We start from the raw sequence: 26,077 nt of genomic DNA, 5'->3' as shown, positions 1-26,077 counted from the left end.
CTCGGCTACGTCGACGCGTCGCCCTTCGCCTCGGGCGTCCCCGTCGACTCGACACTCGTCTCGTCACTGCCTGCGACGTCGACGGCCTCCACCGCCGGTTCGGGAGCGTTCATCCGCCGCAGCATGGCGTTGTAACTGTCGAGCTCCGCGTCATGGTCGCGTTCCTCCTTGCGGTCGAACCGCTTGGCCGCTCGGCTGTCGGACCGGTTCCATTGGATCAGCAGGGCCAGCATGACCACCAGAAGCGGGAACTCGCCCGTCGCCCAGGCGATGCCGCCGCCGACGCGCTGGTCGGCCGCCATGTCGAAAGCCCACGGGTGCTGCAGCGACGTGTACCACTTCTCGGCGATGATCCCGCTCGTCATCATCAGCGCGACGCCGAAGAACGCGTGGAACGGCAGCGAACCCATCACGACCCCGAGTTTCGCGACCGGACTGATCTGCCGCGGCGCCGGGTCGATGCCGATCACGAGCCAGTAGAACAGGTAGCCGCTCACCAGGAAGTGCAGGTTCATCAGCAGGTGCGCGGAGTGGTTCTCGACCACCGCGTCGAAGAGCCCGCCCAGGTAGAGGACGTAGAACGAGCCGACGAACAGGACCACCACGATCAGCGGGTGGGTCATGATCCGCGAGTACTTGCTGTGGATGCCCAGCAGGATCCATTCGCGCGGGCCGGGCGGGTTGTCGCGGCCGGCGGCGGGCAGTGCCCGCAGCGCGAGGGTGACCGGGCCGCCGAGCACCAGCAGAACCGGGACCAGCATCGACAGCATCATGTGGCTCATCATGTGGGTGCTGAACATGGCCGGTGCGTATCGGCCCATACCGGACGACGTCGCGAACAGCAGCGAGCCGCAGCCGAGGAGCCAGGCCACGGTGCGGCCGACCGGCCAGGCGTCGCCGCGCTTGTGGAGGCGATAGACGCCGCGCAGGTAGACGACGGCGGCGAGGATCGCCGCGGTGCCGAAGATCAGGTCGAAGCGCCAGTCCAGCATCAGTCGAGCGAAGGTCGGCGGGCCGTCGAGCGTGTAGCCGATCTTCAGTTCCATCGGCGTCACGTTCGCGGTCGACAGGACCGGCGGCGGAGTGCGTGACAGGCCCGCGCCGAAGCCGAAGGCCACCGCGAAGACGGCGAGTTCGACGGCCGCGAAGCGCACGAACAGCGACTTGCGCGGTTGGTCGGTGGCTTCGAGTTCGCGGAGGGTGAAGGCTCGGTGCATCGCGCCGATGACGCCGGCCAGGATCAGGGTGACGGCCTTACCGACGACCACGAGGCCGTAGGTGGTGGTGAACAGGTCGCCGATCGACATCCGGACGAGGGCGTTGATGACGCCGCTGATTCCGACGACGAACAGGCACCAGAACGCCACCCGCGAATAGCGGGACAGCGCGAGATTCCGCCACTTGCCGTCCCCGAACGCGTAGGCCAGGACGGCGAGGAGGCCGCCCGCCCAGACCGCGGCGGCGACGATGTGCAGGATCAGGCTGTTGGTCGCGATGTCATGCGCACCGCCCGAGGACGAGTGTCCCAGCAGCGCGGACGGCATCAACGAGAGGAATCCGAAGAGCAGGGCGACGAAGGTCCACCCCCACCGGAGGGCCAGCCGGGTGACCAGTGCGGCGCAGACCGCGAAGACCGCGGTCCACATCCAATACTTGCCGTCGGCCACGATCTGATAGGCGGTCCACAGCGTTCGCGGGCTGTCCCAGAAGTCCTTCAGCGGCGATCCGCTCGTGTTCGAGATCGACAGCGGGATCATCAGCAGTGCACAGACCGCCCAGATGATGAACGACCACGTCGCCCACCGCATCGCGCGGTAACCGCCTGCGTCGAGGAAGCCGGTCTTCTGCGGCGGCACGAAGAACGCCGCGAAGATGACGCTGCCGAATCCGACCGCCGCACTCAATTGGCCGATCACGGTCGCCACCGGGAGGCCGTATGTCGTCATCCATCCGGCGTCCGGCACACCGAGCAGACGCAGAGCGTAGGCGGCGGACGCCGCCGTCACGATCACCGAGGCGACCGCGCCGACCACCATGATCAGCAGAATCAACGCGGACCGCATCCCCGACGGGTCGTTGAGCCGGTCGCGTACGGGTTCCTCCGCTGTCTCAGCGGACGTCACTGTCATGGCCTCCACTCTATGACGCGATATAGTAGGCCTTCGTCGCCCACGATGCGGTGCGACAAGCCTCCATAGCTCAGATGGATAGAGCAAGAGCCTTCTAATCTCTAGGTCGCAGGTTCGAGTCCTGCTGGGGGCGCTCCGACCTGCGACGACGCATCACCGTCGCCCAGACCGCCGGATCGGTGCGACCGCGCGCACACCGCTGAGATGTGCCCAACGCCTCAGTCCGCAAGGCCTGCTCCGGCGAGCTACGCGAACGCCCTACGACGACCGTGCGCAGCGCTCCCACTGTCGGAGGAAGGCGTCCGGGCCGGCGACTGCGGCGACGTGGCCCATCATGAGGGAGTCGGGCAGGACTCGCGTCGAGCGGATCACCGCCCCCACGACCGCCGTGGGGCGCGCGTTGACGGCCCGGCCGATGAGCGCCGACTCCGCGACGACCTGTCGAACGCGCGCCTTCCGGATCCGGGGGTAGCGCTCCAACGCCCGGGCGACCGGTGATCGTCGCAGCAGTTCGACGAGGACGGCCGCATCCTCGATCGCCTGGCAACCGCCCTGCCCCAGGTGCGGCCGCATCGGGTGGACGGCGTCACCGACGGCGACGACCCGTCCCGACCACCAGTGCCGTGCCGTCGGCCGGTCGTACAGATCGGTCCGCATCACCGCGCCGGGCGGGGTCGCCGCGATCACCTCACTGATCGGTTCGGGCCAGTCCTCCCCCAACTTCGCGACTTCCGCGTGCTCGTCGGCGAACTCGGTGCCCTCCGGTTCCCGCCGAGTCGCGAACCAGTACGTGCGGTCGTCGGGCAGCGGCACGACGCCGAACTCGACGCCGTCGCCCAGGACTTCGCCCGCCAGCTCTGCGGGCACCGGTGTCTCGGCGATCCCGCGCCACGCGGTGTACCCGGTATACCGACTGGCCAGGCCGGCGTTGAACGGCCGGATCAATCGGGAGTTGACACCGTCGGCCGCGATCAGCAGATCGGCGGTGTACGACGCCCCGTCCGACGTCGCGACGGTCACACGGTCGCCGTCGGTGCGCGCGGTCGTCACCGCGACGCCGTATCGGACCGCGTCGGCGGGCAGAGCCGCGGTCAGGACGTCGCGCAGGTCGGCGCGGCGGATCACGGCGAGCGGCTCCCCCATCGTCGCGGTGAGGGCATCGCTCGCCGGCCTGCGGAACCAGGTGCCGTCGCGCCAGCGCATCGCGCCGCCGCTGACCCGTGCGGACCGTTCGCGGACCGCGGCGCCCAGGTCGAGGGTGTCGAGCGCGGCGAGAGCGTTGGGCCACAGGCTGATCCCCGCACCTGACGCGGTGTCGGTCCGCCGCTCGAACACGGTGACGTGGTGTCCGTCGCGCAGGAGGCCGGCGGCGACGGTCAGTCCTCCGACGCCTGCGCCCGCGACGATCACCCGCACCCGGCTACCGTCCGACGAAGTTCGGCGGCCGCTTCTCCAGGAAGGCCGCGACGGCCTCGCGGTGGTCCTCGGTGTGGTGGGCGATCGCCTGCATGGTCGCCGACAGCTCCAACAGCTGGTCGAGGGTCTGCTGCGAGGACTCCCGCAGCAGCTTCTTGGTCATCCGCACGGTGATGGGCGGATTGGCGGCGATCCGATCGGCGATCTCCCGCGCGGCGGGCAGCAGATCCTCCGGTTCGACGACCCGCGACACGATCCCCCAGTCGAGCGCAGTGGCGGCGTCGACCCGATCACCGGTCAACGTCATCTCGGCGGCCCGCGCCGCTCCGACGATCCGCGGCAGCAGCCACGCACCGCCGTCGCCGGGGATGAGTCCGAGTCTCACGAAGCTCTCGGCGAAGAAGGCCTTCGTCGACGCGATCCGCACATCGCACATCAGCGAGAGGTCGCATCCGGCGCCCACGGCCGGTCCGTTGACCGCGGCGATGAGCGGCACCTCCAGGGAGTACATCGCTCGTGGGATCCGTTGGATGCCTTCGCGGTAGCCGACGCGCTGCTGATGGGAGGCACCGCCGAACAGACCGGCGGAGGCGGCCATGTCCTTCACGTTGCCGCCCGCGGAGAACGCCGTCCCCGCACCGGTCAGGATGATCGCGCGGATCGACGGGTCCGCGTTCGCGGCGTCCACCGCGGCGACGAAGGCGTCGATGGCGTCGTCCTCGGAGATCGCATTGCGCGTCTCCGGCCGGTTGATGGTCCAGGTGACGACGTCGCCGTCCCGCTCGATCAGCAGCACGTCACCGCTCATAGGAGTTCCAGGATCGTCGCGTTTGCCATGCCGCCTGCTTCGCACATGGTCTGCAGACCGTACTGGATGCCGTTGTCGCGCATGTGGTGAACGAGGCGAGTCATCAGGATGGCGCCGGATCCGCCCAGCGGGTGGCCGACGGAGATGGCACCGCCGACGGGATTGAGGACGTCGTCGGACGCGCCGATCTCGGCCTGCCACGCCATCGGGACGGGCGCGAACGCCTCGTTGACTTCGTAGGCGCCGATGTCGGAGGCCTTCAGACCGGATCGGGCGAGTGCCTTCTTGGTGGCCGCGATGGGACCGGTCAGCATGATGACCGGGTCGTCGCCGGCGAGGGTCGCGGTGTGGATCCGCGCCATCGGCGTCCATCCGTTGGCCTTGGCGATCTCGCTGCTGGTGATGAGGAGTGCGCCGGCGCCGTCGGAGATCTGCGAGGCGTTGCCCGCGGTGATGACACCCTCCGGATCGAACGGAGTCTTGAGTCCGCCGAGCTTCTCGACGGTCGTGCCGCGACGCAGCCCCTCGTCGACGGCGAGTCCCCCGGGGATCGCCGCGATCTGCCCGTCGAAGGCACCGGCGTCCTGCGCGGCGGCGGTGCGCTCGTGGGACCGTGCGGAGTAGGCGTCGAGCTGTTCGCGCGAGAGATTCCAGCGCTTGGCCATCATTTCGGCGCCGAGGCCCTGGTTGAAGCCGTCGACGCCGTAGCGCTCCAGCACCGACGGCGGGTAGGGCTTGCCGTCGCCGCGGGCAGCGCCCATCGGCACGCGCGACATCGACTCGACACCGCCGGCGATCGCGATGTCGTACTGCCCGGCGATCACCCCGGCGGCCGCGAAGTGCACCGACTGCTGGCTCGATCCGCAGCGGCGGTCGACGACCGTCGCGGGTACCGACTCGGGCCAACCGGCGGCGAGGACGCCCACGCGGCCGATGCTCCCCGCCTGGTCTCCGACCTGGCTCACGCAGCCCCAGATCACGTCGTCGACGGTGGCGGGATCGAAGCCCACGCGGTCGGCGAGGGCGGTGAGCACGTGTGCGCTCAGGTCTCCGGGGTGGATGTCGGCCAGGGCGCCGTTGCGCTTCCCGATCGGGGTGCGGACGGCGTCGACGATCACTGCATCAGTCATCCCTCTTTCATACCTAACAAGCGCTCGGTTGGGAAGAGTGTCCCGGAGTTGACGTCGTCGTAACACCGAGCTGCCCGATCGGAAACACCGGCGAGACACCGTGATCGGCATGCACCCGGAACTCGTGCCGCTGCTTCCGACGGACGCTCAGCGCTCCGTCGACACCGTCTGCGGGTACTGCGGTGTGGGATGCGGGCTCACCCTGCAGGTGAACGACGGGACGGTCACCGGAGCGCGCGGCACCCCCTCCCACCCCGCCAATCGGGGTCGCCTCTGCACCAAGGGCGCCACCACCGCCGACCTGCTCGCCGCACCCGGCCGTCTCACCACCGCCCTGATCCGCCCCGACCGCCACAGCACCCGAATACCCGCAGACGTCGACTCGGCGATCGCCGAGACCGCACGCCGTCTCACCGCCATCCGCGACCGTCACGGCCCCGATTCGATCGCCGTGTACGTCTCCGGGCAGATGTCCCTCGAAGCGCAATACCTGGCGAACAAACTGACCAAGGGCTTCCTCGGCACCAACCAGATCGAGTCCAACTCGCGCCTGTGCATGGCGAGCGCGGGCACCGGCTACAAGCAGTCGCTCGGTGCGGACGGCCCGCCCGGCAGCTACGACGACATCGACCACGCCGACGCCTTCCTCGTGATCGGCGCCAACATGGCCGACTGCCATCCCATCCTGTTCCTGCGGATGATGGATCGCATCGCGGCCGGTGCGACACTGATCGTGGTGGACCCGCGGCGCACCGCGACGGCCCGCAAGGCGGACCTCCACCTCCCCGTCCGGCCCGGCACCGACCTCGCGCTCCTCAACGGTCTCCTGCGGCTCATCGTCGACTCCGGCGGCATCGACCGCGATTTCATCGCCGCCCACACGAGCGGTTGGGAGCAGCTCGTCGAGCACCTCGACGACTACCCGCCCGACCGTGTCGCCACGATCACCGGCGTCAACGAGGTCGCACTCCACCGCGCCGCGGACATCCTGATCGGCACCGAGAACTGGATGAGCCTGTGGACCATGGGCCTCAACCAGTCCACCCACGGCACCTGGAACACGAACGCGGTCTGCAACCTGCACCTCGCGACGGGAACGATCTGCCGTCGCGGATCCGGTCCCTTCTCCCTCACCGGCCAGCCGAACGCGATGGGCGGCCGCGAAATGGGCTACATGGGGCCGGGCCTCCCCGGACAGCGAACCGCCCTGGACCCCGACCATCGCGCCGAGGTCGAACGGCGCTGGGGACTCGCACCCGGCACCCTCCGCGACGATCCCGGCGGCGGCACCGTCGACCTGTTCGAACGGATGGCCGCCGGACAGATCCGCGCCGCGTGGATCATCTGCACCAATCCGGTCTCCTCGGTCGCGAACCGGTCCACGGTCGTCGCCGCGCTGGAACGCGCGGAGTTCGTCGTGGTGCAGGAGGCCTTCGAGGGCGCCGAGACCGCCGAGTTCGCCGACGTCGTGCTGCCCGCCGCCCTGTGGACGGAGGCGGAGGGGACGATGGTGAACTCCGAACGGAGCATCACTCTGACTCGCCCCGCCGCCGCGCCGCCCGGTCAGGCCCGCCCCGACTGGCTGCTCATCGCGCAGCTCGCGCGAGCGATGGGCTTCCACGAGGGCTTCGCCCACGCCGATGCGGCCGCCGTGTTCGACGAGATCACCGGATTCCACAATCGGACGACGGGATGGGACCTGCGCGGCGTCGACTACGAACGCCTGCGGACCGGGCCGGTCCAGTGGCCGGCGGCACCCGGCGGCCCGGACCGCAATCCGATCCGCTATGTGAACGACGACGGGGTGCCGCGTTTCCCCACCGGCGACGGTCGGGCGCGCTTCCTGGCACGACCTCACCTCCCACCCGCGGAGTTGCCCGACGACGACTATCCGATGACGTTGACCACCGGGCGGCTGGCGCACCAGTGGCACACGATGACGAAGACGGGGCGGGTCGCGAAGCTGCAGCGGCTCGACCCGGAGTCGTTCGTCCAGATCCACCCGGACGATGCCCACTTCCTGCGGATCGATGCCGGGTCGCTCGTGGAGGTCCGTTCCCGACGCGGGTCGGTCCGGGTCAGGGCCCGGGTCGACGACGCCGTCCAGCCGGGACTGTGCTTCGTTCCGATGCATTGGGGCGACGCCTTCGGCGAACTGCTCGCGATCAACGCCGTCACCAACGACGCCGTCGACCCCGAGTCGCTGCAACCGGAGTTCAAGGCCTGCGCCGTCGCCCTCACCCCCGTCGCCGAGTCCGAACCCGACCCCGAGGAGGCACCCGTGACGACCGCACCACCCGACCGATCCCTCGCCGCTGCTCTCGGCGTGAGCATCGACGAGCCAGTCCTGTCCGATGTCGAGCGAGGCTATCTCGGCGGCCTGCTGCGGGGATTGTCGGCGAATCCACCCGACGGTGCGGTTCCCGTCCTGCCCGGCAACGCGCCCCTGGAACCCGCGGCCCGCGCGTGGGTGGACGGTGTCCTGGCCGGGTACTTCTCGCGGCTGCCCGCATCGGCGGGCGGCGGTGTCGACGCCGACGACGTCCGCGCGGTCCGCATCGTGTGGGCGTCGCAGACCGGGACCGCGGAGGCCTATGCGGCCGAGTGCGCTGCGGCGTTCGCGGAGATCGGCTACACCCCGGTCGCCACCGCCGCCGACCGCACCGGGGTCGACGACCTGACCGGCGACGTCCTGTTCATCGTCGCGACCACCGGAGACGGCGACGCACCCGACGCCGCGCTGCCGCTGTGGGATGCCCTCTCCGGGCTCAGCTCGCAGGACGTCTCCGACCTCCGCTACGCGGTTCTGGGATTCGGCGACTCGTCGTACGCCGACTTCTGCGGCTTCGCCCGCAAGCTCGACGCTCGGCTGGCGACGCTCGGCGCCGATCGCCTCGTGTCCGCCGCCTACTGCGAACCGGACTACGCGAACACCGCGGGCCGGTGGTTCGACGCCGTCGTCCGTGCCCTCGAGGCCGCTCCCGCCGATCCGTCGGCGGAGACCGTCGCACCCTCGCGTACCGCTCCCCTCGCAGCCCGCGTCGTCGAGAACACGGTGCTCACCGACCCGACCGGCGGGCGCGACGTCCGCCGGATCTCCTTCCAGGTACCGGACGGATCGCTGACCTACACGGCGGGCGACGCCCTCGGTGTCTGGCCGCGGAACGCCGACGCGCTCGTCGACGAATGGCTGCGATGCACCGGTCTCTCCGGCGACGCGCCGGTGCTGGTCGACGACGCCGAAATCACGCTGCGCGCGGCGCTCACCGAGCACTTCGAGATCGCCCGGTGCACTCGCGACCTCGTGGCGTTCGTCGCCGAACGGCACCCCGACCCCGACCTCACAACGCTGCTCGACGACCCTCGCGAGCTCGCCGACTGGTCGTGGGGCCGGCAGTCGGTGGATCTCCTCGCCGCGCACCCGGTCCAGGCGACGGCCACGGAGTGGCTCACCGTCCTGCGTCGCCTGCAGCCTCGGCTCTACTCCATCTCGTCCAGTCCGGTCGCGCACCCGGACCGCGTCGAGATCACCGTCTCGGTGGTCCGGTTCGGCGCACCCGACACGCCACGACGAGGCGTGGCCTCCGGATACCTCTCGACGCTGGGCACCGGCACCGTCGACACCGCGCGGATCTTCGTGCAGCCCAACGCGCGGTTCGGACCACCCGACGATCCCGCGGCCCCGATGATCATGATCGGTCCGGGAACGGGGATCGCGCCCTTCCGCGGCTTCCTGCACCACCGAGCCGCGACCGGTGCGGCCGGAGACAACTGGCTGTTCTTCGGCGACCGCCACCGCGCCACCGACTTCCTCTACGCCGACGAACTCTCCGCACTCCAGGAGTCGGGCGTCCTCACCCGCCTCGACGTCGCCTTCTCCCGCGATCAAGACGCCAAGCTCTACGTCCAGCACCGGATGCTCGAGCACGCGGCCGACCTCTGGGCGTGGATCCGCCGCGGCGCGCACCTCTACGTGTGCGGCGATGCCGCCCGCATGGCCCGCGACGTCGATGATGCCCTCATCGGGGTCATCGCCGAACAGGGCGGGCTCACCCCCTCTGCCGCCGAACGGTATCTGCGGTCCCTCGCGGCCGACGGCCGCTATGCGCGCGACGTCTACTGACGGCGCGATCCGGCGCAATCCGGCGCGAGAAACCTCCCCGAAACCTCGTGCGGGACTTGTGATCCGACGGAAACGTTCGTCGCCTCGGAGCGCAACACCCCGCCCGTAGCGTCCCCGTCAAGCAGTTGATCAGAAGGGAGTTCCACCCATGAACAAGACCGTTGCAGTCATCGGACACGGCATGGTCGGGCACCGGTTCGTCGAGACCCTGCGCGCCCGGGACACCGCAGGCCAGTGGCGCGTCGTCGTGTTCGGCGAGGAGTCCGACGCCGCCTACGATCGCGTCGGCCTGTCCGGCTATGTCGGCCCGTGGGACCGCGGGGCCCTCGCCCTTCCGGGATCGCGCTATCCGGACGACGCGACCGTGGAACTGCACGTGAATCAGCGGGTCGTCGACATCGACCGGACGATGCGCGTCGTTCGGACCGGCGACGGCCTCGAAGTCCACTACGACGCCCTCGTTCTCGCGACCGGGTCCCGCGCCTTCGTCCCGCCCGTCCCCGGGTGCGACTCTCCCGGGTGCCACGTCTACCGCACCCTCGACGACCTCGATGCGATCCGCGCCGATGCCGAACGCGCCCTCGTCTCAGCCGGCGACCGACCGCCCGTCGGGATCGTGGTCGGCGGTGGACTCCTCGGGCTGGAGGCCGCGAACGCGCTGCGCCTGCTCGGGTTGCGACCGCACGTGGTCGAGGTGAACCCTCGCCTGATGCCGCACCAGGTGGACGCCGGCGGCGGCGAACACCTGGCGCGCATGATCGGCGACCTCGGCATCGACATCTCGCTGTCGTCCGGTGTCACGTCCATCGAGCCCGCCGACGTCGGGATCCGCGCGACCCTCGCCGACGGCACGACGGTCGGCGCCGCTCTCCTCGTCTTCGCCGCGGGCATCCGACCGCGCGACGAGCTCGCCCGAGACTGCGGCCTCGCGCTCGCCGATCGCGGCGGCGTCCTCACCGGCACGGACTGCGTGACCAGTGATCCGGACGTCTACGCGATCGGTGAGGTCGCAGCCGTGCAGGGCCGGTGCTACGGACTCGTCGCGCCCGGGTACTCGACCGCCGAGGTGGTCGTCGACCGGATCCTCGGCGGCGACGCCGTGTTCCCCGGTGCCGACACGTCGACCAAGCTCAAACTGCTCGGCGTCGACGTCGCGAGCTTCGGCGACGCGCTGAGCAGCACGCCCGGCGCCCTCGACGTGGTGGTGTCCGATCCGATCGGCGGCGTCTACGCCAAGCTGGTCCTCTCCGACGACGCGTCGACGCTGCTCGGCGGCGTCCTGGTCGGCGACGCCTCGGCCTACGGACTGCTGCGGCCGTTGGTCGGCTCCACACTCCCCGGCGATCCGGTGAGTCTGATCAGCCCGTCCGGAGAGGCCCCTGCGCTCGGCGTGGGCGCGCTCGGCGACGACGCGCAGATCTGCTCGTGCAACCACGTGACCAAGGGACAACTGTGCGCGGCGATCGCCGACGGCGCGTGCGACGTCGCCGCGTTGAAGTCGTGCACCGGCGCCGGAACGGCCTGCGGATCCTGTGTGCCGCTGCTGTCGCAGATCCTGGCCGAGGAGGGAGTCGAACAGTCCACGGCCCTCTGCGAGCACTTCGCACAGTCGCGGGCCGAGCTGTTCGAATCGGTCAGGGCCTCCGGCATCCGGACGTTCTCCGGGATCGTCGAGCGGTTCGGCAGCGGTACCGGCTGCGACATCTGCAAGCCGACGGTCGCGTCGATCCTCGCCTCGATCGGCTCGGGGCACATCCTCGACGGCGAGCAGGCCTCACTGCAGGACTCGAACGACCACTTCCTGGCGAACATCCAGCGCAACGGAACGTACTCGGTGGTGCCGCGCGTCCCCGGCGGCGACATCACCCCCGAGCACCTCATCCTGATCGGCGAGGTCGCCAAGGACTTCGGCCTCTACACCAAGATCACCGGTGGTCAGCGCATCGACATGTTCGGCGCCACCGTCGATCAACTCCCGCTGATCTGGCGTCGACTGGTCGACGGCGGCATGGAGTCCGGCCACGCCTACGGGAAGTCGTTGCGCACGGTCAAGAGCTGCGTCGGCTCCGACTGGTGCCGGTACGGACAGCAGGACTCAGTCCGGATGGCGATCGACCTGGAGCTCCGGTACCGAGGCCTGCGCTCGCCGCACAAGATCAAGATGGGCGTGTCGGGCTGCGCGCGCGAATGCGCCGAGGCACGCGGCAAGGACGTCGGCGTCATCGCCACCGAGCAGGGCTGGAACCTGTACGTCGGCGGCAACGGCGGCATGACTCCGCGCCACGCACAGCTGCTGGCCGGCGACCTCGACGACGCGACGCTGGTCTCCTACATCGACCGCTACCTCATGTACTACATCCGGACCGCCGATCGTCTGCAGCGGACCGCCGCGTGGATGGAGTCCCTCGACGGCGGCGTCGACCGCGTCAAGGCCGTCGTGATCGACGACGTTCTCGGGCTCGCCGCCGACTTCGAAGCCGACATGGCCCGACACGTCGAGGACTACGAGTGCGAGTGGAAGGGCGTGCTCGACGACCCCGAGAAGCTTCGCCGATTCGTCACGTTCGTCAACGCACCGGGTGTCCCCGACCCCACCGTCTCGTTCGGTGAGAGCCACGGTCGCCGCGTCCCCGTCCTCCTCGGTTCCCCGTCGCTGCCGCCGCTCGCCGCCGCCACGATCTGAAAGGCACCCGATGACCCTCGCATTCGACCTCCAGAAGTGGGCCCGCGACTGGACCCCGGCCTGCCGATTCGACCGTCTGGATCGGCTCCGAGGTGTGGCCGTCCTGCTCCCCGACGGTGCCCAGGTCGCCCTGTTCCGGCTCGCCGACGACAGCCTCCGGGCCGTCGGGAACATCGATCCGATCGGTCGGGCGGCCGTGCTCTCCCGCGGCATCGTCGGCGATCGCAACGGCTTCCCGGTCGTCACCTCACCGCTGAAGAAGCAGGCGTTCAGCCTCATCGACGGGCGCTGCCTGGACTCCCCGGACGTCCGGATCCCCGTGTACGGCACCCGGATCGGCCTCGACGGCAATGTCTTCGTCGCCAACGCGCCCGACATCCGCTTCGGATTCCGGCCCGAGGGTTTCCGGACAGTCCGATGAGCGTGCTGCTGGTAGCGCACGGCACCCGCGATCCGCGCGGCGTCGAGCTGTCGTACCGGTTGGCCGACGAGGTGGGCCGCCACCTCGAGGAGCACGTCGCGGTCGGCTTCGTCGACGTCGTGGGCCCCACCCCCGACGAGGTGCTCGGCGATCTCCCCGACGGTCCGGTGACGGTGCTCCCGGCCTTCCTCACGCGCGGGCACCATGCCCGCGTCGACCTTCCCGGGCGCCTGGCCTCGGCGGGCCGTCCGGTCCTGCTCGCCGAGGCCCTGGGCCCGTCGCCGGAACTGGTGCGGGCCCTCATGATCCGCCTGGCCGAGGCCGGGACGACGCGGACCGATGCCGTCGTCCTGGCCGCGGCCGGCTCGTCGGATCCGTCCGCTCATGTCGATGTCGAACGGACGGCCGCGCTGCTGTCGAAGGCCACCCGGCAGCCGGTGTGCATCGCGTTCGCGAGCACCTCCGCGCGATCGCCCTATCCGTCGGTGCCGGGCGCCGTGGCCGCGCTGCGCCGCCATCGGCCGCGGCGTCGGATCGCGGTGGCGTCGTATCTCCTGACCGACGGTCTGTTTCAACGACGGCTCGACGAGAGCGGTGCCGACGTCGTCGCGCGTCCGCTCGGGTCGGCGACGCCGGTGATCGAGTTGGCGTGCGCCCGGATCGCCGCCGCCCGCCGCGCAGATCGGCCGGCCGCCGTCACCGATCGTCGACGGCCAGCCGATATCCGCGCTTGACGACGGTCGCGATCAGCTCGCGGTGACCGAGGGCCGCACGCAGTCGTGCGACGGCCGTCTCCACCGCGTGCTCGTCGTCCGAGCCGAGCACCGCCAACAGGTCTGATCGGGACACCACCGCACCCGGGTCGTCGCCGGCGAGGACGTCGAGCAGACGCCGACCGGCAGAGCCGACGTCCCGGACCTCCCCATCGACGAGCACCGACGACGCGCGCAGGCTCAACCGATGCCCGGCGACGACCAGGTCGGGTGTGCGGGCCGGAAGGTCTTCGGCCACGAGCCGCGCGAGCGCCCCCAACCGCATCCGCTCGGGCCAGGCGCTCGGCACGCCCGCTGCATCCAGCGGTGCCGCGGTCACCGGACCGACGCAGTACACGGCCGTCCTCTCACGAAGCGCGGCGAGCAGGCGGCCGTCGACGCCCAGTTCCCGGGCACGGGTCAGCAGTGACACGGCCGCGGGACCGGAGGTGAAGGCGACCGCATCGAAACGACCGTCGGCGAGGTCGCTGATCAGCGCGTCGAGGGGCGTCGGATCGGCTGGACGCCGCCAGCTGTAGACCGGAACCGCGATCACCTCGACGCCCATCGCCTCCAGCCCGTCGATCAGGGCACGGTTCGGGTCCCAGTCGTCGATGGCTCCATGCAGCTGAACCGCCGCACGGAGGCCCGCGAGGTCCTCGGATCGCAGGTGCTCCAGGACTTCCGCGGCCGACTCCGACGGCGGCGACCACTCTTCGCGAAGGCCGAGCGCTCGCAGCGCGCCGGTCACTTTGGGACCGCGGGAGAGGATCCGTGCGGACGCGAGTGCCGTCATCAGCCGGTCAGCGAGGCCCCATTCGTCGGCGGCCTCCACCCAACCGCGGAAGCCGATGCCGGTGGTGGGGATCAGGAGGTCGGGCGGCGTCGCGATCACCGCGTCGGTGCCCGCCCGCAGCGCGGGGTCGTCGGACAGCGGCACCATCTCGATGGTCGGCGCGGCGACCACGTGCGCACCGCGTCGACCGAGGAGGGCTGCGAGCTCATCGGCCCGCCGGGCTGCCGTCACTGCGACGGAGCACCCCGCCAGTGACTGCGGAGTGCTCCGTGACGTGTTCATCGCGTCATCGCTCATGCGGACAGCTTCGCAGACGCCGCGCCGGGAGTCGTCGCCTCGGCTCGCGCGCGAGGAACTGCGATGTAGGCGCGCCACGTCACCAGACCCGCGACGAGGTAGAAGGCGGCGAACACCAGAACCGCGGCGGTCGCCTCCCCTGACTGCTGGTACGACTGCCGCAGGACCAGGTTGATGCCGACGCCCCCGAGTCCGCCGACCGCACCCGCGATGCCGATCACCGCACCCGACATCGCCCGCGAGTGGACTGACCGGGCGTCGTCGTCGATCGGCAGACGTCGCGCCTTGGCCTCGAAGACCGACGGGATGATCTTGTAGACCGAGCCGTTGCCCATCCCCGACAGGACGAACAGCGCGACGAAGCCGATCGCCTGCACCGCGATCGTCTGACCGACGAGCACGACGCCTGCGGCGACGACCATCCCGGCGAACGCGGCGAGCGTCACCCAGCTGCCACCCGCCCGGTCCGCGAGGCGTCCACCGAACACCCGCGCGACGGACCCGAGCAACGGACCGATGAAGGCGATCTGAGCGGCGTGCAACGCCGCCTGCGCCGGACTCTGACCGTCAGCAGCGAAGTTCAGTGACAACACCTGCGCGAACGCAAACGAGAAGCCGATGAACGAGCCGAAGGTCCCGATGTAGAGCAGGGAGATCAACCAGGTGTCACGGTCCACCGCGGCGGCCCGCATGGCCGCGAGGTCGACGCCCGGGACGTCGAGATCGTCCATGAAGACCGCCGCACCGATCGCCGCCACCGCGAGCAGCACCAGGTACACCGCGCACACCCAGTAAGGCTGCCGGTCCCCCGCCCACGCGATCACGAGAAAGCCGACGAGCTGCACCGCGGGCACGCCCAGGTTCCCGCCGCCCGCGTTGACCCCGAGCGCCCAGCCCTTCAACCGCTGCGGGTAGAAGGCGTTGATGTTCGTCATCGACGACGCGAAGTTGCCGCCACCGAGCCCGGTGAGCGCGGCGCACACGAGGTACATCCAGCGCGGCTGTCCCGGATTCGCCAGGATGACGACGGTCGCGACCACCGGAATCACCAGGATCAGCGCGGAGAAGACCGTCCAGGTCCGTCCTCCGAAGCGGGCGGTCGCCATCGTGTACGGAAATCGAAGAGTGGCCCCGGACAGCGTGGCGACCGCCCCGATCAGGAACTTGTCGCCCGCCGACACCCCGTAGACGTCGGACGGCATGAACAGCACCATCACCGACCACAGGGTCCACACGGAGAAGCCGACGTGCTCGGCGACCACCGACCACACCAGGTTGCGGCGGGCGATCGCCGCGCCGCCCTCCCGCCACGCGACCGGATCCTCGGGATCCCAATCGCTGATGACCGCCCCGCGCCCCGCCCATCGCCGTCGCACCTCGTCGCTCACGCCGCCTCCTCGGTTCCCGATCCGTCGATCGGATCGGTTCGACCGTAGGAGCGCGGTGTTGCGTGGACGCCGCACCCCGATCACGCGCGCGTAAGCATCACCTCACCGAGTTCGTCGGACTCGTGTGAGGGCTTGGCGCACAGCGTTTTCCAAGCCACTGAGATTGCCAGAAGCCTGCCAGGCGAGGGCCAGTGCTCGTACAGAACCCGTCCATAGATTCGTTCAGGTCGGACGCGAGATCCGCGGCCGGCAGCGGAGAGGAACGACCAACCGTTCCCCTCCGCAGCCGGATCACACCGACAGAATCAGGAGTCCCTTCATGAGCTTCGACAGCAACCGGACCGACAACCGCCAGCGTCCGCAGGGCGGCCAGCACGCCGCGCCGCGCCGCCGCCGCGAACGTCGCTGGGATCGTCGCAACCATCGGTGGATCTGGACCTGGGTGGGCTGAACGACTTCCGCCACCACCCATCGTCGAATGCGCCGTGCCGTCCCCCTTCGGCACGGCGCATTCGCCCGTCCCGGAGCCCTTCGATGACCTTCTCCGCCGCGGTCCGCCGCTTCTCCCCGTTCCTCGTCGGCCAGCGCAGGCGCCTGGTCTCGGCGTCGCTGTTCCTCCTCATCGCGGCAGCCTGCGACGCGGTCGGCGTGTTCGTCCTCTCCGATGTCGTCGACGGTGCCCTCGGCGCCGACGGCTGGAGCGCGTTCGCCCACCTCGCCGCCGCGTGGCTGCTCCTCACGGCGGTCAGCGTCAGCGCCGACTACGTCGGGATGGTGCTGGCCACGGTCGCCTCCGAGGGCATCGTTCTGCGGCTGCGGACCGCCCTGTTCGCTCACGTGCAGCGGCTGGCACCGGTGAGTCACCGGCGCCGCGGCCTCGGCGACCTCCTGGTTCGGCACTCCAGCGACCTGGAGGCCGTCGAGCATCTGGTCGGCACCGGCCTGATGTCCCTGGCCGTCGCCGTCGCGAACGCCGCGGGCCTGCTGATCGCCGCGTTCCTGATGAGTCCGGTCGTCGCCGGGGTCGCCCTGGCCGCCTGCCCGGTGCTGTGGGGCGTCTCCGCGTTCTACGGACGGCGCCAGACCGACACCACTCACGAGGAACGGTCCGCGACCAGCGACATCGCTGACTCCATCCATGCGGCACTCGCCGCCCACGAGACCACCGTCGCCTACAACCAGCAGCAGCGCGAAGCGGACCGGCTGGCGCGCGACGGCGATCGCTGGGCCGCCGCCCGCATCGGTCAGGCCCGCATCGAGGCGGGGTTCGGCAGCGTCCTCGGGTTCGCCCAGGTGTGCGTCTCGCTGATCGTCACGCTCGTCGGGGTGTGGCAGGTCCGGCACGGCGCGCTCTCGGTGGGACAACTCCTGTCACTCACCGGCTACCTGGCGATGCTGTATCCGAAACTCCAGCAGGTCGCCGACGTCCGGCTCTCGGTCGCCGAGGCCGCGGTCAGCGCCCATCGGATCGCCGAACTCTTCGACGAGCCGATCCATCGTCCGGATCGCGCCGACGCGCAGCCATTGCCGGTCTCCGCAGACGGGACGGCGGTCGTGCGGCTCACCGAGGTCCACTTCGCGCACGCCGAGGCACCTGTCCTGCGCGGCGTCGACCTGGAGCTCCGCCCGGGCTCCATCACCGCCCTGACCGGACCGAGCGGCGCCGGGAAGTCGACGCTCGCCGCACTGATCTGCGCTTTGGACGACCCCGATGCCGGTCGCGTCACCATCAACGGACACGACCTCGCGACCGCCACCGGACGCTCGGTCCGCGAACAGGTCACGCTGCTACCGCAACTACCGCACATCCGGCCGGGGACCGTCGCGGAGAACATCGCCTACGGTCGGCCCGACGCGTCGCGTGCCGACGTGATCGCGGCCTCGGTCGATGCCGGCGCGCACCAATTCATCACGGCTCTCCCCGACGGCTACGACACGGTGCTGGCCGGCGACGGATTGGAGCTCTCCGGCGGTCAACGTCAGCGGATCGCGATGGCTCGCGCCATCCTCCGACACACTCCGGTCCTGGTGCTCGACGAGCCGACCGCGGCTCTCGACGACGCCGCGGTCGCCGAGATCCTGACCCCGCTGCGCGCCCTCGCGCGCGGCCGGACCACCCTGCTCATCACCCACGATGCGCGGGTCACGTCGATCGCCGACACCACTGTGCGGCTGGAGGACGGACGGATTCGGGCGGTCGACTACTGCGCGGGCAGGTCCAGAACGCCGAGCGCACTGCCCATGATGGTGCCCAGGTAGAGCACGCCGTCGTTCTCGGCCACCGCGGTCACGAAGCCGAAGTCGAGGTCGTCGATCCGGACGTCGTGGACCAGGGTCCCGTCGAAGCTGTAAGCCTGCACCCAGACCACTTCCTCGGGCGCCGGTCCGATGTTCTGCGGTGCGCGCGCGAGAACTTTGCGGGCTCGTGACGGGAGTCGGAAGATGCCTTCCAGCACCGCGTTCCGCGGCGACGCGAGTGCCACCCACAGCAGCCCGTCGCTCCCGACCGACATGTTGTCCGGATAGCCGCCGAGCGCGTCGAGGAAGACGTCCGACGTGCCCGCCGCGTCGCCGGTCAACCAGTAGCGTGACACGCGGGAGGCACCGGTCTCCGCGACGAGGACGTACTCCTCGTCCGGGCCGAGGACCACACCGTTGGCGAACTGGAGGTCGTCGCGCAGGACCTCCACCTCGCCACCCGGAACCAGTCGCATGAGACGTCCGGTGCCGGAGTGCTCGATCAGGTCCGACCGCCAGCGGTCGATGGTGAAGTTCTGCGAGGACGACGAGAAGTAGAGCGTGCCGTCGTCGGCCCTCGCCACATTGCTCGCGAACCGCAGCGGGCGACCTTCGACGGTGTCGGCGAGGACGACGGTGCGCGACTCGCCCGCATCGAGTTTCAGCAGTCCGCGGTCGTGGTCGCACATGTAGATGGCGCCGTCGTCGCCGAAATCGAGTCCCAGCAGATGTCCGGCGGTGTCGGCCAGGACCGTCACCTCGCCGTCGGCGGGATCCACCAGCAGCAGGCGGCCGTCGTCGAGTCCGGTCACCACCTTGCCGTCGTCGAGACAGAGCACGTCTTCGGGGGCGGTTCCGGGGAGGGCGATACGGCGAAACGAGGTCACGGCCCTTTCATAGCAGCATTCGGCGGCGCGTGCCTCGGATCTGTGCGCCATGCCACGTCGGTCTCCCCCGCACCGGGACGAACGACCCTACCGACGCCGTATCGACCCCACCCACACCCTATGCACCACAGTTCATATGAAAACTGTTGCATAACGCGCTGTTGCATGACTACTCTCGGAGCATGGCACTCGAACACGCGATCCTCATCTCGCTCTCCGAGCGTCCGGGGACCGGGTACGAGATCGGTCAGCAGTTCTCCCGGTCCATCGGATACTTCTGGTCGGCGACGCACCAGCAGATCTATCGGACGTTGAAGAAGCTTCACTCCGACGGCTTCGTCAGCTTCGAATCGGTGGCACAGGAGGGGCGGCCGGACAAGAAGGTCTATACGCTCTCCGAGGCCGGCCGGGCGATGCTCGCCGAATGGGTCGCCAGTCCCACCGCGCTCGAACCACTACGTAGCGAGATCGGACTCAAGCTCCGCGCCGCCGACCTCGGGGATCTCACGCAGATCATCGCCGAACTGCGCGAGTACCGCGACCGAGCGGCGTCACTGCTCGCCGTCTTCCAGGGATGGGAGCGCGACTACTACCCCGACCCGGACTCCCTCACCGGCCGCAAACTCGGCCAGTACCTGGTCCTGATCGGCGGCGTGTCCATGCACAAGCACACCGTCGCCTGGTGCGACGAGGTGATCGACCGCTTCAGCCGCGAACTGGATCGGACCGGGCTCGCCGCCTCGACGACCTCATCCTGACCGATCCAGCCCCAGACCTTCGAACACAGACCCTCCAACACAGACTCTCCGCACGTCCCACCACGAGAAAGGTCGCGCCATGACAGCCCAGACGGTGCCCAACGCCCACTACCCGCACCTCTTCGAGCCGCTGAAGATCGGTGGCATGACGCTCGACAACCGCGTCGTCATGGGGTCGATGCACACCGGTCTCGAGGACCGCCTGTGGGACACCCCGAAGCTGGCCGCGTACTACGCCGAGCGCGCCCGCGGCGGTGTCGGGCTCATCATCACCGGCGGTTTCGCGCCGTCGCGCACCGGCCTGCTGCTCCCCTTCGCGGGCAAGATGACCAACCACGCCGACGTGCTGCGCCACCGTGAATTCACCAAGGCCGTGCACGCCGAGGGCGGCAAGATCGCCCTGCAGATCATTCACGCCGGTCGGTACGGCTACACCCCGCTCAAGGTGGCTGCGGGCAGCGAGCCGTCGCCCATCCACCCGTTCAAGCACCTGCAGATGACCGAGCAGATCATCTGGCACGTCATCCGCTCGTTCGGCTCGGCCGCCAAGCTGGCCCGCCAGGCCGGCTACGACGCCATCGAGATCATGGGCGGCGAGGGCTACCTCATCAACCAGTTCCTCTGCCCGCACACCAACGACCGCACCGACAAGTGGGGCGGCAGCACCGAGAACCGTCAGCGCTTCCTGGTCGAGATCATCAAGGACATCCGCAAGAAGGTCCCGCGCGACTTCCCGGTCATCCTGCGCCAGAGCGTTGCCGACTTCGTCAAGAACGGTCAGACCTTCGACGAGATCGCCCTCCTCGCCAAGACCGCCGAGGAACTCGGCGTCGACGCCATCAACACCGACATCGGGTGGCACGAGGCCCAGGTCCCGACCATCGTCACGTCGGTTCCGCGCGGCGCGTTCGTCAAGTTCACCGAGCGTCTGCGCGACGTCGTCGACATCCCGCTGATCGCCTCCAACCGCATCAACACCCCGGAGTTCGCCGAGGAGATCCTGGAGCGCGGCCGCGTCGACGCCGTGTCGATGGCCCGTCCCCTGCTGGCCGACCCGGAGTTCGTGAACAAGTCGCGCGACGGTCGCAGCGATGAGATCAACACCTGCATCGGCTGCAACCAGGCCTGTCTGGATCACGCCTTCGTCGGCAAGAAGGTGTCGTGCCTGTTGAACCCGCGCGCCGGTCGTGAGACCGTCCTGACTCTCGGCGCCACCCGCACCGCCAAGCGTGTGGCCGTCGTCGGAGCAGGCCCCGCCGGCCTGTCCGCCGCCGTCTCCGCCGCCCAGCGCGGACACCGCGTCGACCTGTACGAGGGCAGTGACTCCATCGGCGGCCAGTTCTCCATCGCCGCCCGGATCCCGGGCAAGGAGGAGTTCAACGAGACCATCCGCTATTACTCGCGGCAGCTCGAGATCAACCACGTCAACGTCCACCTCGGCACCCGCGTCACCGCGCAGGACATCATCGACGGCGGCTTCGACCAGGTGGTCGTCGCGACCGGCGTCGTCCCCCGCATCCCGGACATCGAGGGCATCGACCACCCGATGGTCGTCTCGTACGCGGACGCCGTCCTCGGTCACCGCGAGATCGGCAAGCGCGTCGCCGTCATCGGCGCCGGCGGCATCGGCTTCGACGTCACCGAGTTCCTGACGGTCGACGAGTCCCCCACCCTGAACCTCAAGGAGTGGGAGCAGGAGTGGGGCGTCACCGAGGATCTCGACACCCCCGGCTTCCTGACTCGTCCGCGCCCGACGCCCGCCGCCCGCGAGGTCTTCATGGTGCAGCGCAAGACCGGCCGACAGGGCAAGACGCTCGGCAAGACCACCGGTTGGGTGCACCGCGCCGCCGTCAAGATGAAAGGCGTCGAGCAGATCTCGGGCGCCACGTACGACAAGATCGACGACGCCGGCCTGCACATCACCGTCCACGACAAGGAGGGCAATGTGACCGGCCAGCGTGTCCTCGAGGTCGACAACGTGGTCGTTTGCGCCGGCCAGGAGTCCGTGCGCGACCTCGTCGATCCGTTGACCGAAGCCGGTGTCATCACCCACGTGATCGGTGGCGCCGACCTCGCTTCGGAACTCGACGCCAAGCGCGCCATCCGCCAGGGCACCGAGGTCGCCGCGGGCATGCCGTGATGCTTCGCTGACTCGATGGCAAGGTGGGCCCCGACGCGATTCGCGTCGGGGCCCACCTTTGTCGACACCCATCGTCTTCGAAAAAACTTTCGATCAACCTATTGATCTCCACAAATATTGGAGTAACATAGATCACATAATCAAGGAACGTATGAGCGAATCGGAGGGGAGGTTCACCCGATGCCCGCACCGCAGTCCACGCCCTCGTCGGTCGAGCTTCCCGACGACCCGATCGCCCTGGCTCAGCTGTTGGTCGGCGTCACCGACGCCCTGCGCACGTCGAACCTCGACGCGCTCACCGAGGACGAGCTGGTCACCGTCGCCGAAACCGCCGAACAGGCCCGCCGCGTCGCGGACGCCGCCGACGCGGAGATCATCACCGCCGTCTCCGACCGCGCCGCCTACCGCAAAGCCGGCTGGATCCGACTCAACCAATTCCTCGGCTTCGGCCTGCGCCTCGGACCCGGCGAGGTGAAGCGCCGCACCCTGGCCGCCGCCAAGGTCGGGCGGCTGTCCAACCTCCGCGGTGAGGTCCTGGACCCGGTCTTGCCGGCCACCGCGGTGGCCCTGGCCGACGGCGCCGTCTCCGCCGCCCACGTCCTGGTCATCACCGACGTGATACGGCTGATCCCCGACCGGGTGCCCGCCGACATCGTCGCCGACGCCGAGGCCCATCTGGCCGACGCGGCCCGCACCCTGGCCCCCGACCAACTGCGCAAGGTCGGCCACCGCCTCCTGGCGCACCTCGACCCCGACGGCCACCTGACCGATGAGCGCGACCGGCAACGGAACCGCGAACTGACCCTGGCCCACCAGGACGTGCGCCTGATGTCCAAGCTCACCGCCTGCCTCACCCCGCAGGTCCGCGCCAAACTCGACCTCATCCTCACCGCCTGGGCTGCGCCCGGGTTCAACAACCCCGATGACCCCGACTCGCTGCGCGGGGCGTGCGATGCTCCGGGCATCGACCCCGCCGCCCGCGAGGCCGCCGCCCAGCGGGACATGCGGTCACCCGGGCAGCGCAACCACGACGCCCTCGAAGCCCTCCTGGACTTCGCCCTCACCCACCACGCGCTCGGCGCCCCGGGCAAGCTCTCCAGCTCGCTGGTCATCACCGCCGACCTGACCGACCTCGCCGCCGGCGCCGGCATCGCCCTCACCGCCACCGGCGCCCGACTGCCCGTCGGCGCCCTGGTCGACGTCGCCGCCGACACCGTCCCCTACCTCGAAGTGTTCGCCGGGGCCACCCGCGAAGTCCTCTACCTCGGCCGCGGCAAACGATTCGCCTCCAAGGCCCAACGCCTGGCCCTGTTCGGCCGCGACCGCGGCTGCACCGCCCCCGGCTGCGACCGCCCCTTCGCCCAGACCGAGGCCCACCACATGCCCGACTGGCAGCACGGCGGCCCCACCGACATCGACCACCTCGGCACCGCATGCGGCGGCCACAACCGGGCCGCCAGCACCGGCCGCTGGGACACCACCGTCCTCGACGCCGAGGCAGGCGACGACGCGGGCCGGGTCGGCTGGAAACCGGCCGACCGCGACGTCGCTCCCACGGTCAACCCCATCCACTACGCGGACCTCCCACTCCGCCGACCACCACCCGCGGCCCACCCGCCCACCGCGCGGACCTCCCCAGCGGAGTACCAACTCCTGCGCCTGCTCGCAGGCCACCCCGCCACGCCCACCGGCGCGACGGACCTGCAGTTCCCACCCGCTGCCTGACCACCCCGTCAGGCAGCGGGCAGGAGCCGTTGCCCAGGCATTCCGCTCCGCCGATACCATGTCCCCCATGCCGATCCCTCCTCGCTCCGCCGCCCGCGCCGTCGTCACCGGAGCCTCCTCCGGCATCGGGATGGCACTGGCCCGCGAGCTCGCACGTCGCGGCCACTCGGTGATCCTGGTGGCCCGACGCGGCGAGATCCTCGAAGAACTCGCGATCGAGCTGCGCTCGCGTCACAGCGTCGAGGCCGAGGTCCGCGCCGTCGATCTGTCGGACCTCGCCGCGGTCCAAACCCTGTGCGACGAGCTCTCCGGCCGCGAGATCTCAGTTCTCTGCAACAACGCGGGCATCGCGACGTTCGGCCCGATCGCGGAGCTCGACCCCGACTACGAGCGCGCCCAGGTCCGTCTCAACGCGAACGCCGTCCACGATCTCACCCTCGCGGTCCTGCCTCAGATGGTGAAGCGCGGGTCCGGAGGGATCCTGATGGTCGGGTCCGCGGCGGGCAACATGCCGATCCCCAACAATGCGACGTACGCGGCGACGAAGGCCTTTGTCAACACCTTCAGCGAGTCTCTGCGCGGCGAGTTGAAGGGCACCGGCGTCCACATCACCCTCCTGGCGCCCGGTCCGGTCCGCACCCAGACGCCGGCCGTCGAGGACCAGTCGATCGTCGACAAGATGGTCCCCGACTTCCTGTGGCACTCGTCGGACAAGGTCGCGGCGATGAGCCTGGACGCATTGGCGCGCAACAAGATGCGCGTCGTCCCCGGAACGCTGAGCAAGGCGATGTCGGTCGCCGGCGGTTACTCCCCGCGCGCGATCGTCGCGCCGATCGTCGGGAAGTTCTACGGCAAGCTCGGCGACGCCGAGTAGCAACCGGCCTCCGGCCGCCCGGGCGGGGAGCCGCTGACACCACTAGTGTGGAACGAGTGCAAGACAAACTCGTGTGGATCGACTGTGAGATGACCGGACTCGACGTGGGGTCCGACAAGCTCATCGAAATCGCCGCTCTCGTCACCGACAGCGACCTGAACATTCTGGGCGAGGGCGTCGACGTGGTCATCCACGCCGACGACGAAGCGCTCGCCAACATGCCCGACGTGGTCGTCAAGATGCACGCGCACTCCGGCCTCACCGACGAGGTCCGCGCGTCCACCGTGACGCTCGCCGAAGCGGAGAGGATGGTCCTCGACTATCTCCGCGAACACATCACCACCGCGGGTGCCGCTCCCCTCGCAGGCAACTCGATCGGCACGGACCGCGGGTTCATCGCGCGCGACATGCCGGAGCTCAACGCGTACCTGCACTATCGGATGGTGGACGTCAGCTCGATCAAGGAGCTGTGCCGCCGCTGGTTCCCGCCGATCTACTTCGGACAGCCGGAGAAGGGTCTCGCGCACCGTGCCCTCGCCGACATCCGCGAGTCGATCCGCGAGCTGCGCTACTACCGCGAAGCCGCGTTCGTCCCTGCGCCCGGCCCCGACGCCAAGGCACTCGAAGAGATCGTCGAGAAGCTCGGCCCCGCGTAAACACGCTGGTCAGAAACCGATTGGAATTATCGGTCGGTTACCGGCTAGAGTATGAGTCCGGTTCGGAAAACATTGTGTGAACAGTGCGACCGACGCCGATGGTGACTGTAGTTCAGTTGGTAGAGCACCAGGTTGTGATCCTGGCTGTCGCGGGTTCGAGTCCCGTCAGTCACCCAAATCAATAGCCTCTGATCTGGAATCCGATTCCCGATCAGAGGCTATTTTTGGTTCTGCCCTCCTCTGCGGACTATCCGTGGTCAACCGTCTGCAGTCGCGGCACCAAGTCTGCCGGTGTCTGCTCGCCGCCCGCCTCGAGGTCCTCGATGAGTGCCTCGGCGTAGGCGATCAACCCGGCCCGGTCGATCCCGTAGGGCGCGTCGCCGTCGTCGAAGCCGATCCGCTCGACGGCCCGCCGAAGCACTGTCACCCCGCCTTTGACGTTGCCCCGCTGCACATGGGTGATGCCAACCGCCAACTGAGCCAGTCCCTGCCACAGGAACCGTTCCTCGTCCGGGCAGCTCTTCCACGCCCCTTCGAGGACCTCGTGAGCGTTGAACGCGAGCCCACGATTCAACAGATCCTGCGCCCGCACCAGGCTCTCGGCGGGCGCGAGATGAAGGTCCTCGTGAATCCGCTCGACGCCGACGCTCCCGGGAGGCAGCGGGCGTCCGAGCGCATCCCGCGGGCGCGCATTCCGCGCCCGACCGTCCTCGTCGCGATCGCGCTGCCTTCTCGCCGAGTCACCCATGCCGCCATCGTCTCACTCACGGGCTGCGGTTCCGGACCGGCGTCGGAATTAGATCGGTGGACCGACCACCCGCCCACCGGTACGGTCGACGATCACACTCCGAGAATC

Annotated in this window: 19 protein-coding genes and 2 tRNA genes; 13 read left to right on the top strand and 8 right to left on the bottom strand. The window is 69.6% G+C overall.

Annotation, left to right across the window (positions count from 1 at the left end):
• Positions 1-5: 5 nt before the first annotated feature.
• A complete protein-coding gene (locus tag ACH46_RS08055) occupies positions 6-2,129 on the bottom strand; it encodes a bifunctional copper resistance protein CopD/cytochrome c oxidase assembly protein (protein WP_062392447.1) in 2,124 nt (707 codons plus the stop codon).
• A gap of 59 nt (positions 2,130-2,188) precedes the next feature.
• On the opposite strand from ACH46_RS08055, the gene ACH46_RS08050 reads away from it, so the two are divergent.
• Positions 2,189-2,262: transfer RNA gene (locus ACH46_RS08050), tRNA-Arg, on the top strand.
• Positions 2,263-2,387: 125 nt separating this feature from the next.
• Here the strand turns inward: ACH46_RS08050 and ACH46_RS08045 are convergent.
• Genes ACH46_RS08045 through ACH46_RS08035 form a run of 3 tightly spaced genes read right to left on the bottom strand, consistent with a single transcriptional unit; the run spans position 2,388 to position 5,483 of the window.
• Positions 2,388-3,545 carry an FAD-dependent monooxygenase gene (locus tag ACH46_RS08045; RefSeq protein WP_062392446.1) on the bottom strand — a complete coding sequence of 386 codons (1,158 nt, stop codon included), beginning with the start codon at positions 3,543-3,545 and terminating at the stop codon, positions 2,388-2,390.
• 4 nt (positions 3,546-3,549) lie between these two features.
• Entirely contained in the window at positions 3,550-4,353 is an 804-nt protein-coding gene (locus ACH46_RS08040) for a crotonase/enoyl-CoA hydratase family protein (protein ID WP_062392445.1), read from the bottom strand.
• On the bottom strand, positions 4,350-5,483 hold the full coding sequence (locus tag ACH46_RS08035; protein ID WP_062392444.1) for a thiolase family protein: 1,134 nt from the start codon (positions 5,481-5,483) through the stop codon (positions 4,350-4,352). Before ACH46_RS08035 ends, ACH46_RS08040 begins: the two co-directional genes overlap by 4 nt.
• A 109-nt stretch (positions 5,484-5,592) precedes the next feature.
• Between ACH46_RS08035 and ACH46_RS08030 the strand changes: the two genes are divergently transcribed.
• The 4 genes from ACH46_RS08030 (at position 5,593) to ACH46_RS08015 (ending at position 13,444) form a co-directional block, all read left to right on the top strand.
• On the top strand, positions 5,593-9,606 hold the full coding sequence (locus ACH46_RS08030; RefSeq protein ID WP_062395138.1) for a bifunctional nitrate reductase/sulfite reductase flavoprotein subunit alpha: 4,014 nt from the start codon (positions 5,593-5,595) through the stop codon (positions 9,604-9,606).
• 148 nt (positions 9,607-9,754) lie between these two features.
• The gene (gene nirB, locus ACH46_RS08025) at positions 9,755-12,289 is read left to right on the top strand and encodes a nitrite reductase large subunit NirB (RefSeq protein ID WP_062392443.1); all 2,535 of its coding nucleotides are present in this window, start codon (positions 9,755-9,757) and stop codon (positions 12,287-12,289) included.
• Positions 12,290-12,299: 10 nt separating this feature from the next.
• On the top strand, positions 12,300-12,710 hold the full coding sequence (gene nirD / locus ACH46_RS08020) for a nitrite reductase small subunit NirD (RefSeq protein ID WP_062392442.1): 411 nt from the start codon (positions 12,300-12,302) through the stop codon (positions 12,708-12,710).
• Entirely contained in the window at positions 12,707-13,444 is a 738-nt protein-coding gene (locus ACH46_RS08015) for a sirohydrochlorin chelatase (protein ID WP_062392441.1), read from the top strand. Before nirD ends, ACH46_RS08015 begins: the two co-directional genes overlap by 4 nt.
• Here ACH46_RS08015 and ACH46_RS08010 read toward each other — a convergent pair.
• Both ACH46_RS08010 and ACH46_RS08005 read right to left on the bottom strand, forming a co-directional pair.
• Positions 13,407-14,555, bottom strand: a complete 1,149-nt coding sequence (locus ACH46_RS08010) for a uroporphyrinogen-III synthase (RefSeq protein WP_082399494.1) — start codon at positions 14,553-14,555, stop codon at positions 13,407-13,409. The two genes, ACH46_RS08015 and ACH46_RS08010, sit on opposite strands and share 38 nt — an antisense overlap.
• Positions 14,552-15,943 (bottom strand): MFS transporter, encoded by a 1,392-nt coding sequence (locus ACH46_RS08005; protein WP_226995802.1) that lies wholly within the window; start codon positions 15,941-15,943, stop codon positions 14,552-14,554. The genes ACH46_RS08010 and ACH46_RS08005 overlap by 4 nt, the downstream gene beginning before the upstream one ends.
• A gap of 319 nt (positions 15,944-16,262) precedes the next feature.
• On the opposite strand from ACH46_RS08005, the gene ACH46_RS21815 reads away from it, so the two are divergent.
• Complete coding sequence (locus ACH46_RS21815) at positions 16,263-16,394, top strand: hypothetical protein (protein ID WP_257720459.1); 132 nt, start codon at positions 16,263-16,265, stop codon at positions 16,392-16,394.
• Positions 16,395-16,477: 83 nt separating this feature from the next.
• Complete coding sequence (locus tag ACH46_RS08000) at positions 16,478-18,202, top strand: ABC transporter ATP-binding protein (protein WP_062392440.1); 1,725 nt, start codon at positions 16,478-16,480, stop codon at positions 18,200-18,202.
• On the opposite strand, the gene ACH46_RS07995 is transcribed toward ACH46_RS08000, so the two are convergent.
• Positions 18,145-19,068 (bottom strand): SMP-30/gluconolactonase/LRE family protein, encoded by a 924-nt coding sequence (locus tag ACH46_RS07995; protein WP_062392439.1) that lies wholly within the window; start codon positions 19,066-19,068, stop codon positions 18,145-18,147. The two genes, ACH46_RS08000 and ACH46_RS07995, sit on opposite strands and share 58 nt — an antisense overlap.
• 182 nt (positions 19,069-19,250) lie before the next feature.
• Here ACH46_RS07995 and ACH46_RS07990 point away from each other — a divergent pair, with 182 nt between their 5' ends.
• The 6 genes from ACH46_RS07990 to ACH46_RS07965 all read left to right on the top strand — a co-directional run bounded on the left by ACH46_RS07990 (position 19,251) and on the right by ACH46_RS07965 (position 25,395).
• Positions 19,251-19,826 carry a PadR family transcriptional regulator gene (locus ACH46_RS07990; RefSeq protein ID WP_062392438.1) on the top strand — a complete coding sequence of 192 codons (576 nt, stop codon included), beginning with the start codon at positions 19,251-19,253 and terminating at the stop codon, positions 19,824-19,826.
• 79 nt (positions 19,827-19,905) lie between these two features.
• Positions 19,906-21,966, top strand: a complete 2,061-nt coding sequence (locus ACH46_RS07985; protein WP_062392437.1) for an NADPH-dependent 2,4-dienoyl-CoA reductase — start codon at positions 19,906-19,908, stop codon at positions 21,964-21,966.
• 180 nt (positions 21,967-22,146) lie between these two features.
• The gene (locus ACH46_RS07980) at positions 22,147-23,691 is read left to right on the top strand and encodes an HNH endonuclease signature motif containing protein (RefSeq protein ID WP_062392436.1); all 1,545 of its coding nucleotides are present in this window, start codon (positions 22,147-22,149) and stop codon (positions 23,689-23,691) included.
• A 67-nt stretch (positions 23,692-23,758) separates the two neighbouring features.
• Entirely contained in the window at positions 23,759-24,565 is an 807-nt protein-coding gene (gene cmrA, locus ACH46_RS07975; RefSeq protein WP_062392435.1) for a mycolate reductase, read from the top strand.
• Between the two features lie 56 nt (positions 24,566-24,621).
• On the top strand, positions 24,622-25,221 hold the full coding sequence (orn, locus tag ACH46_RS07970; RefSeq protein WP_062392434.1) for an oligoribonuclease: 600 nt from the start codon (positions 24,622-24,624) through the stop codon (positions 25,219-25,221).
• 101 nt (positions 25,222-25,322) lie between these two features.
• Positions 25,323-25,395: transfer RNA gene (locus tag ACH46_RS07965), tRNA-His, on the top strand.
• 73 nt (positions 25,396-25,468) lie between these two features.
• On the opposite strand, the gene ACH46_RS07960 is transcribed toward ACH46_RS07965, so the two are convergent.
• Positions 25,469-25,969, bottom strand: coding sequence for a DUF309 domain-containing protein (locus ACH46_RS07960; RefSeq protein WP_062392433.1), 501 nt, complete (start codon positions 25,967-25,969; stop codon positions 25,469-25,471).
• Between the last annotated feature and the right edge of the window lie 108 nt (positions 25,970-26,077).

The sequence above is a fragment of the Gordonia phthalatica genome (genome assembly GCF_001305675.1).
GTDB lineage: Bacteria > Actinomycetota > Actinomycetes > Mycobacteriales > Mycobacteriaceae > Gordonia > Gordonia phthalatica.
This window is presented reverse-complemented; position numbering and strand designations above follow the sequence as displayed.

What these genes read in the sequence shown, in the direction of transcription:
- ACH46_RS08055 (WP_062392447.1), bottom strand. Translation starts at nt 2,129, where the DNA reads ATGACAGTGACGTCCGCTGAGACAGCGGAGGAACCCGTACGCGACCGG.
- ACH46_RS08040 (WP_062392445.1), bottom strand. Translation starts at nt 4,353, where the DNA reads ATGAGCGGTGACGTGCTGCTGATCGAGCGGGACGGCGACGTCGTCACC.
- ACH46_RS08035 (WP_062392444.1), bottom strand. Translation starts at nt 5,483, where the DNA reads ATGACTGATGCAGTGATCGTCGACGCCGTCCGCACCCCGATCGGGAAG.
- ACH46_RS08030 (WP_062395138.1), top strand. Translation starts at nt 5,593, where the DNA reads ATGCACCCGGAACTCGTGCCGCTGCTTCCGACGGACGCTCAGCGCTCC.
- nirB (WP_062392443.1), top strand. Translation starts at nt 9,755, where the DNA reads ATGAACAAGACCGTTGCAGTCATCGGACACGGCATGGTCGGGCACCGG.
- nirD (WP_062392442.1), top strand. Translation starts at nt 12,300, where the DNA reads ATGACCCTCGCATTCGACCTCCAGAAGTGGGCCCGCGACTGGACCCCG.
- ACH46_RS08015 (WP_062392441.1), top strand. Translation starts at nt 12,707, where the DNA reads ATGAGCGTGCTGCTGGTAGCGCACGGCACCCGCGATCCGCGCGGCGTC.
- ACH46_RS08010 (WP_082399494.1), bottom strand. Translation starts at nt 14,555, where the DNA reads ATGAGCGATGACGCGATGAACACGTCACGGAGCACTCCGCAGTCACTG.
- ACH46_RS21815 (WP_257720459.1), top strand. Translation starts at nt 16,263, where the DNA reads ATGAGCTTCGACAGCAACCGGACCGACAACCGCCAGCGTCCGCAGGGC.
- ACH46_RS08000 (WP_062392440.1), top strand. Translation starts at nt 16,478, where the DNA reads ATGACCTTCTCCGCCGCGGTCCGCCGCTTCTCCCCGTTCCTCGTCGGC.
- ACH46_RS07990 (WP_062392438.1), top strand. Translation starts at nt 19,251, where the DNA reads ATGGCACTCGAACACGCGATCCTCATCTCGCTCTCCGAGCGTCCGGGG.
- ACH46_RS07985 (WP_062392437.1), top strand. Translation starts at nt 19,906, where the DNA reads ATGACAGCCCAGACGGTGCCCAACGCCCACTACCCGCACCTCTTCGAG.
- ACH46_RS07980 (WP_062392436.1), top strand. Translation starts at nt 22,147, where the DNA reads ATGCCCGCACCGCAGTCCACGCCCTCGTCGGTCGAGCTTCCCGACGAC.
- cmrA (WP_062392435.1), top strand. Translation starts at nt 23,759, where the DNA reads ATGCCGATCCCTCCTCGCTCCGCCGCCCGCGCCGTCGTCACCGGAGCC.
- ACH46_RS07960 (WP_062392433.1), bottom strand. Translation starts at nt 25,969, where the DNA reads ATGGGTGACTCGGCGAGAAGGCAGCGCGATCGCGACGAGGACGGTCGG.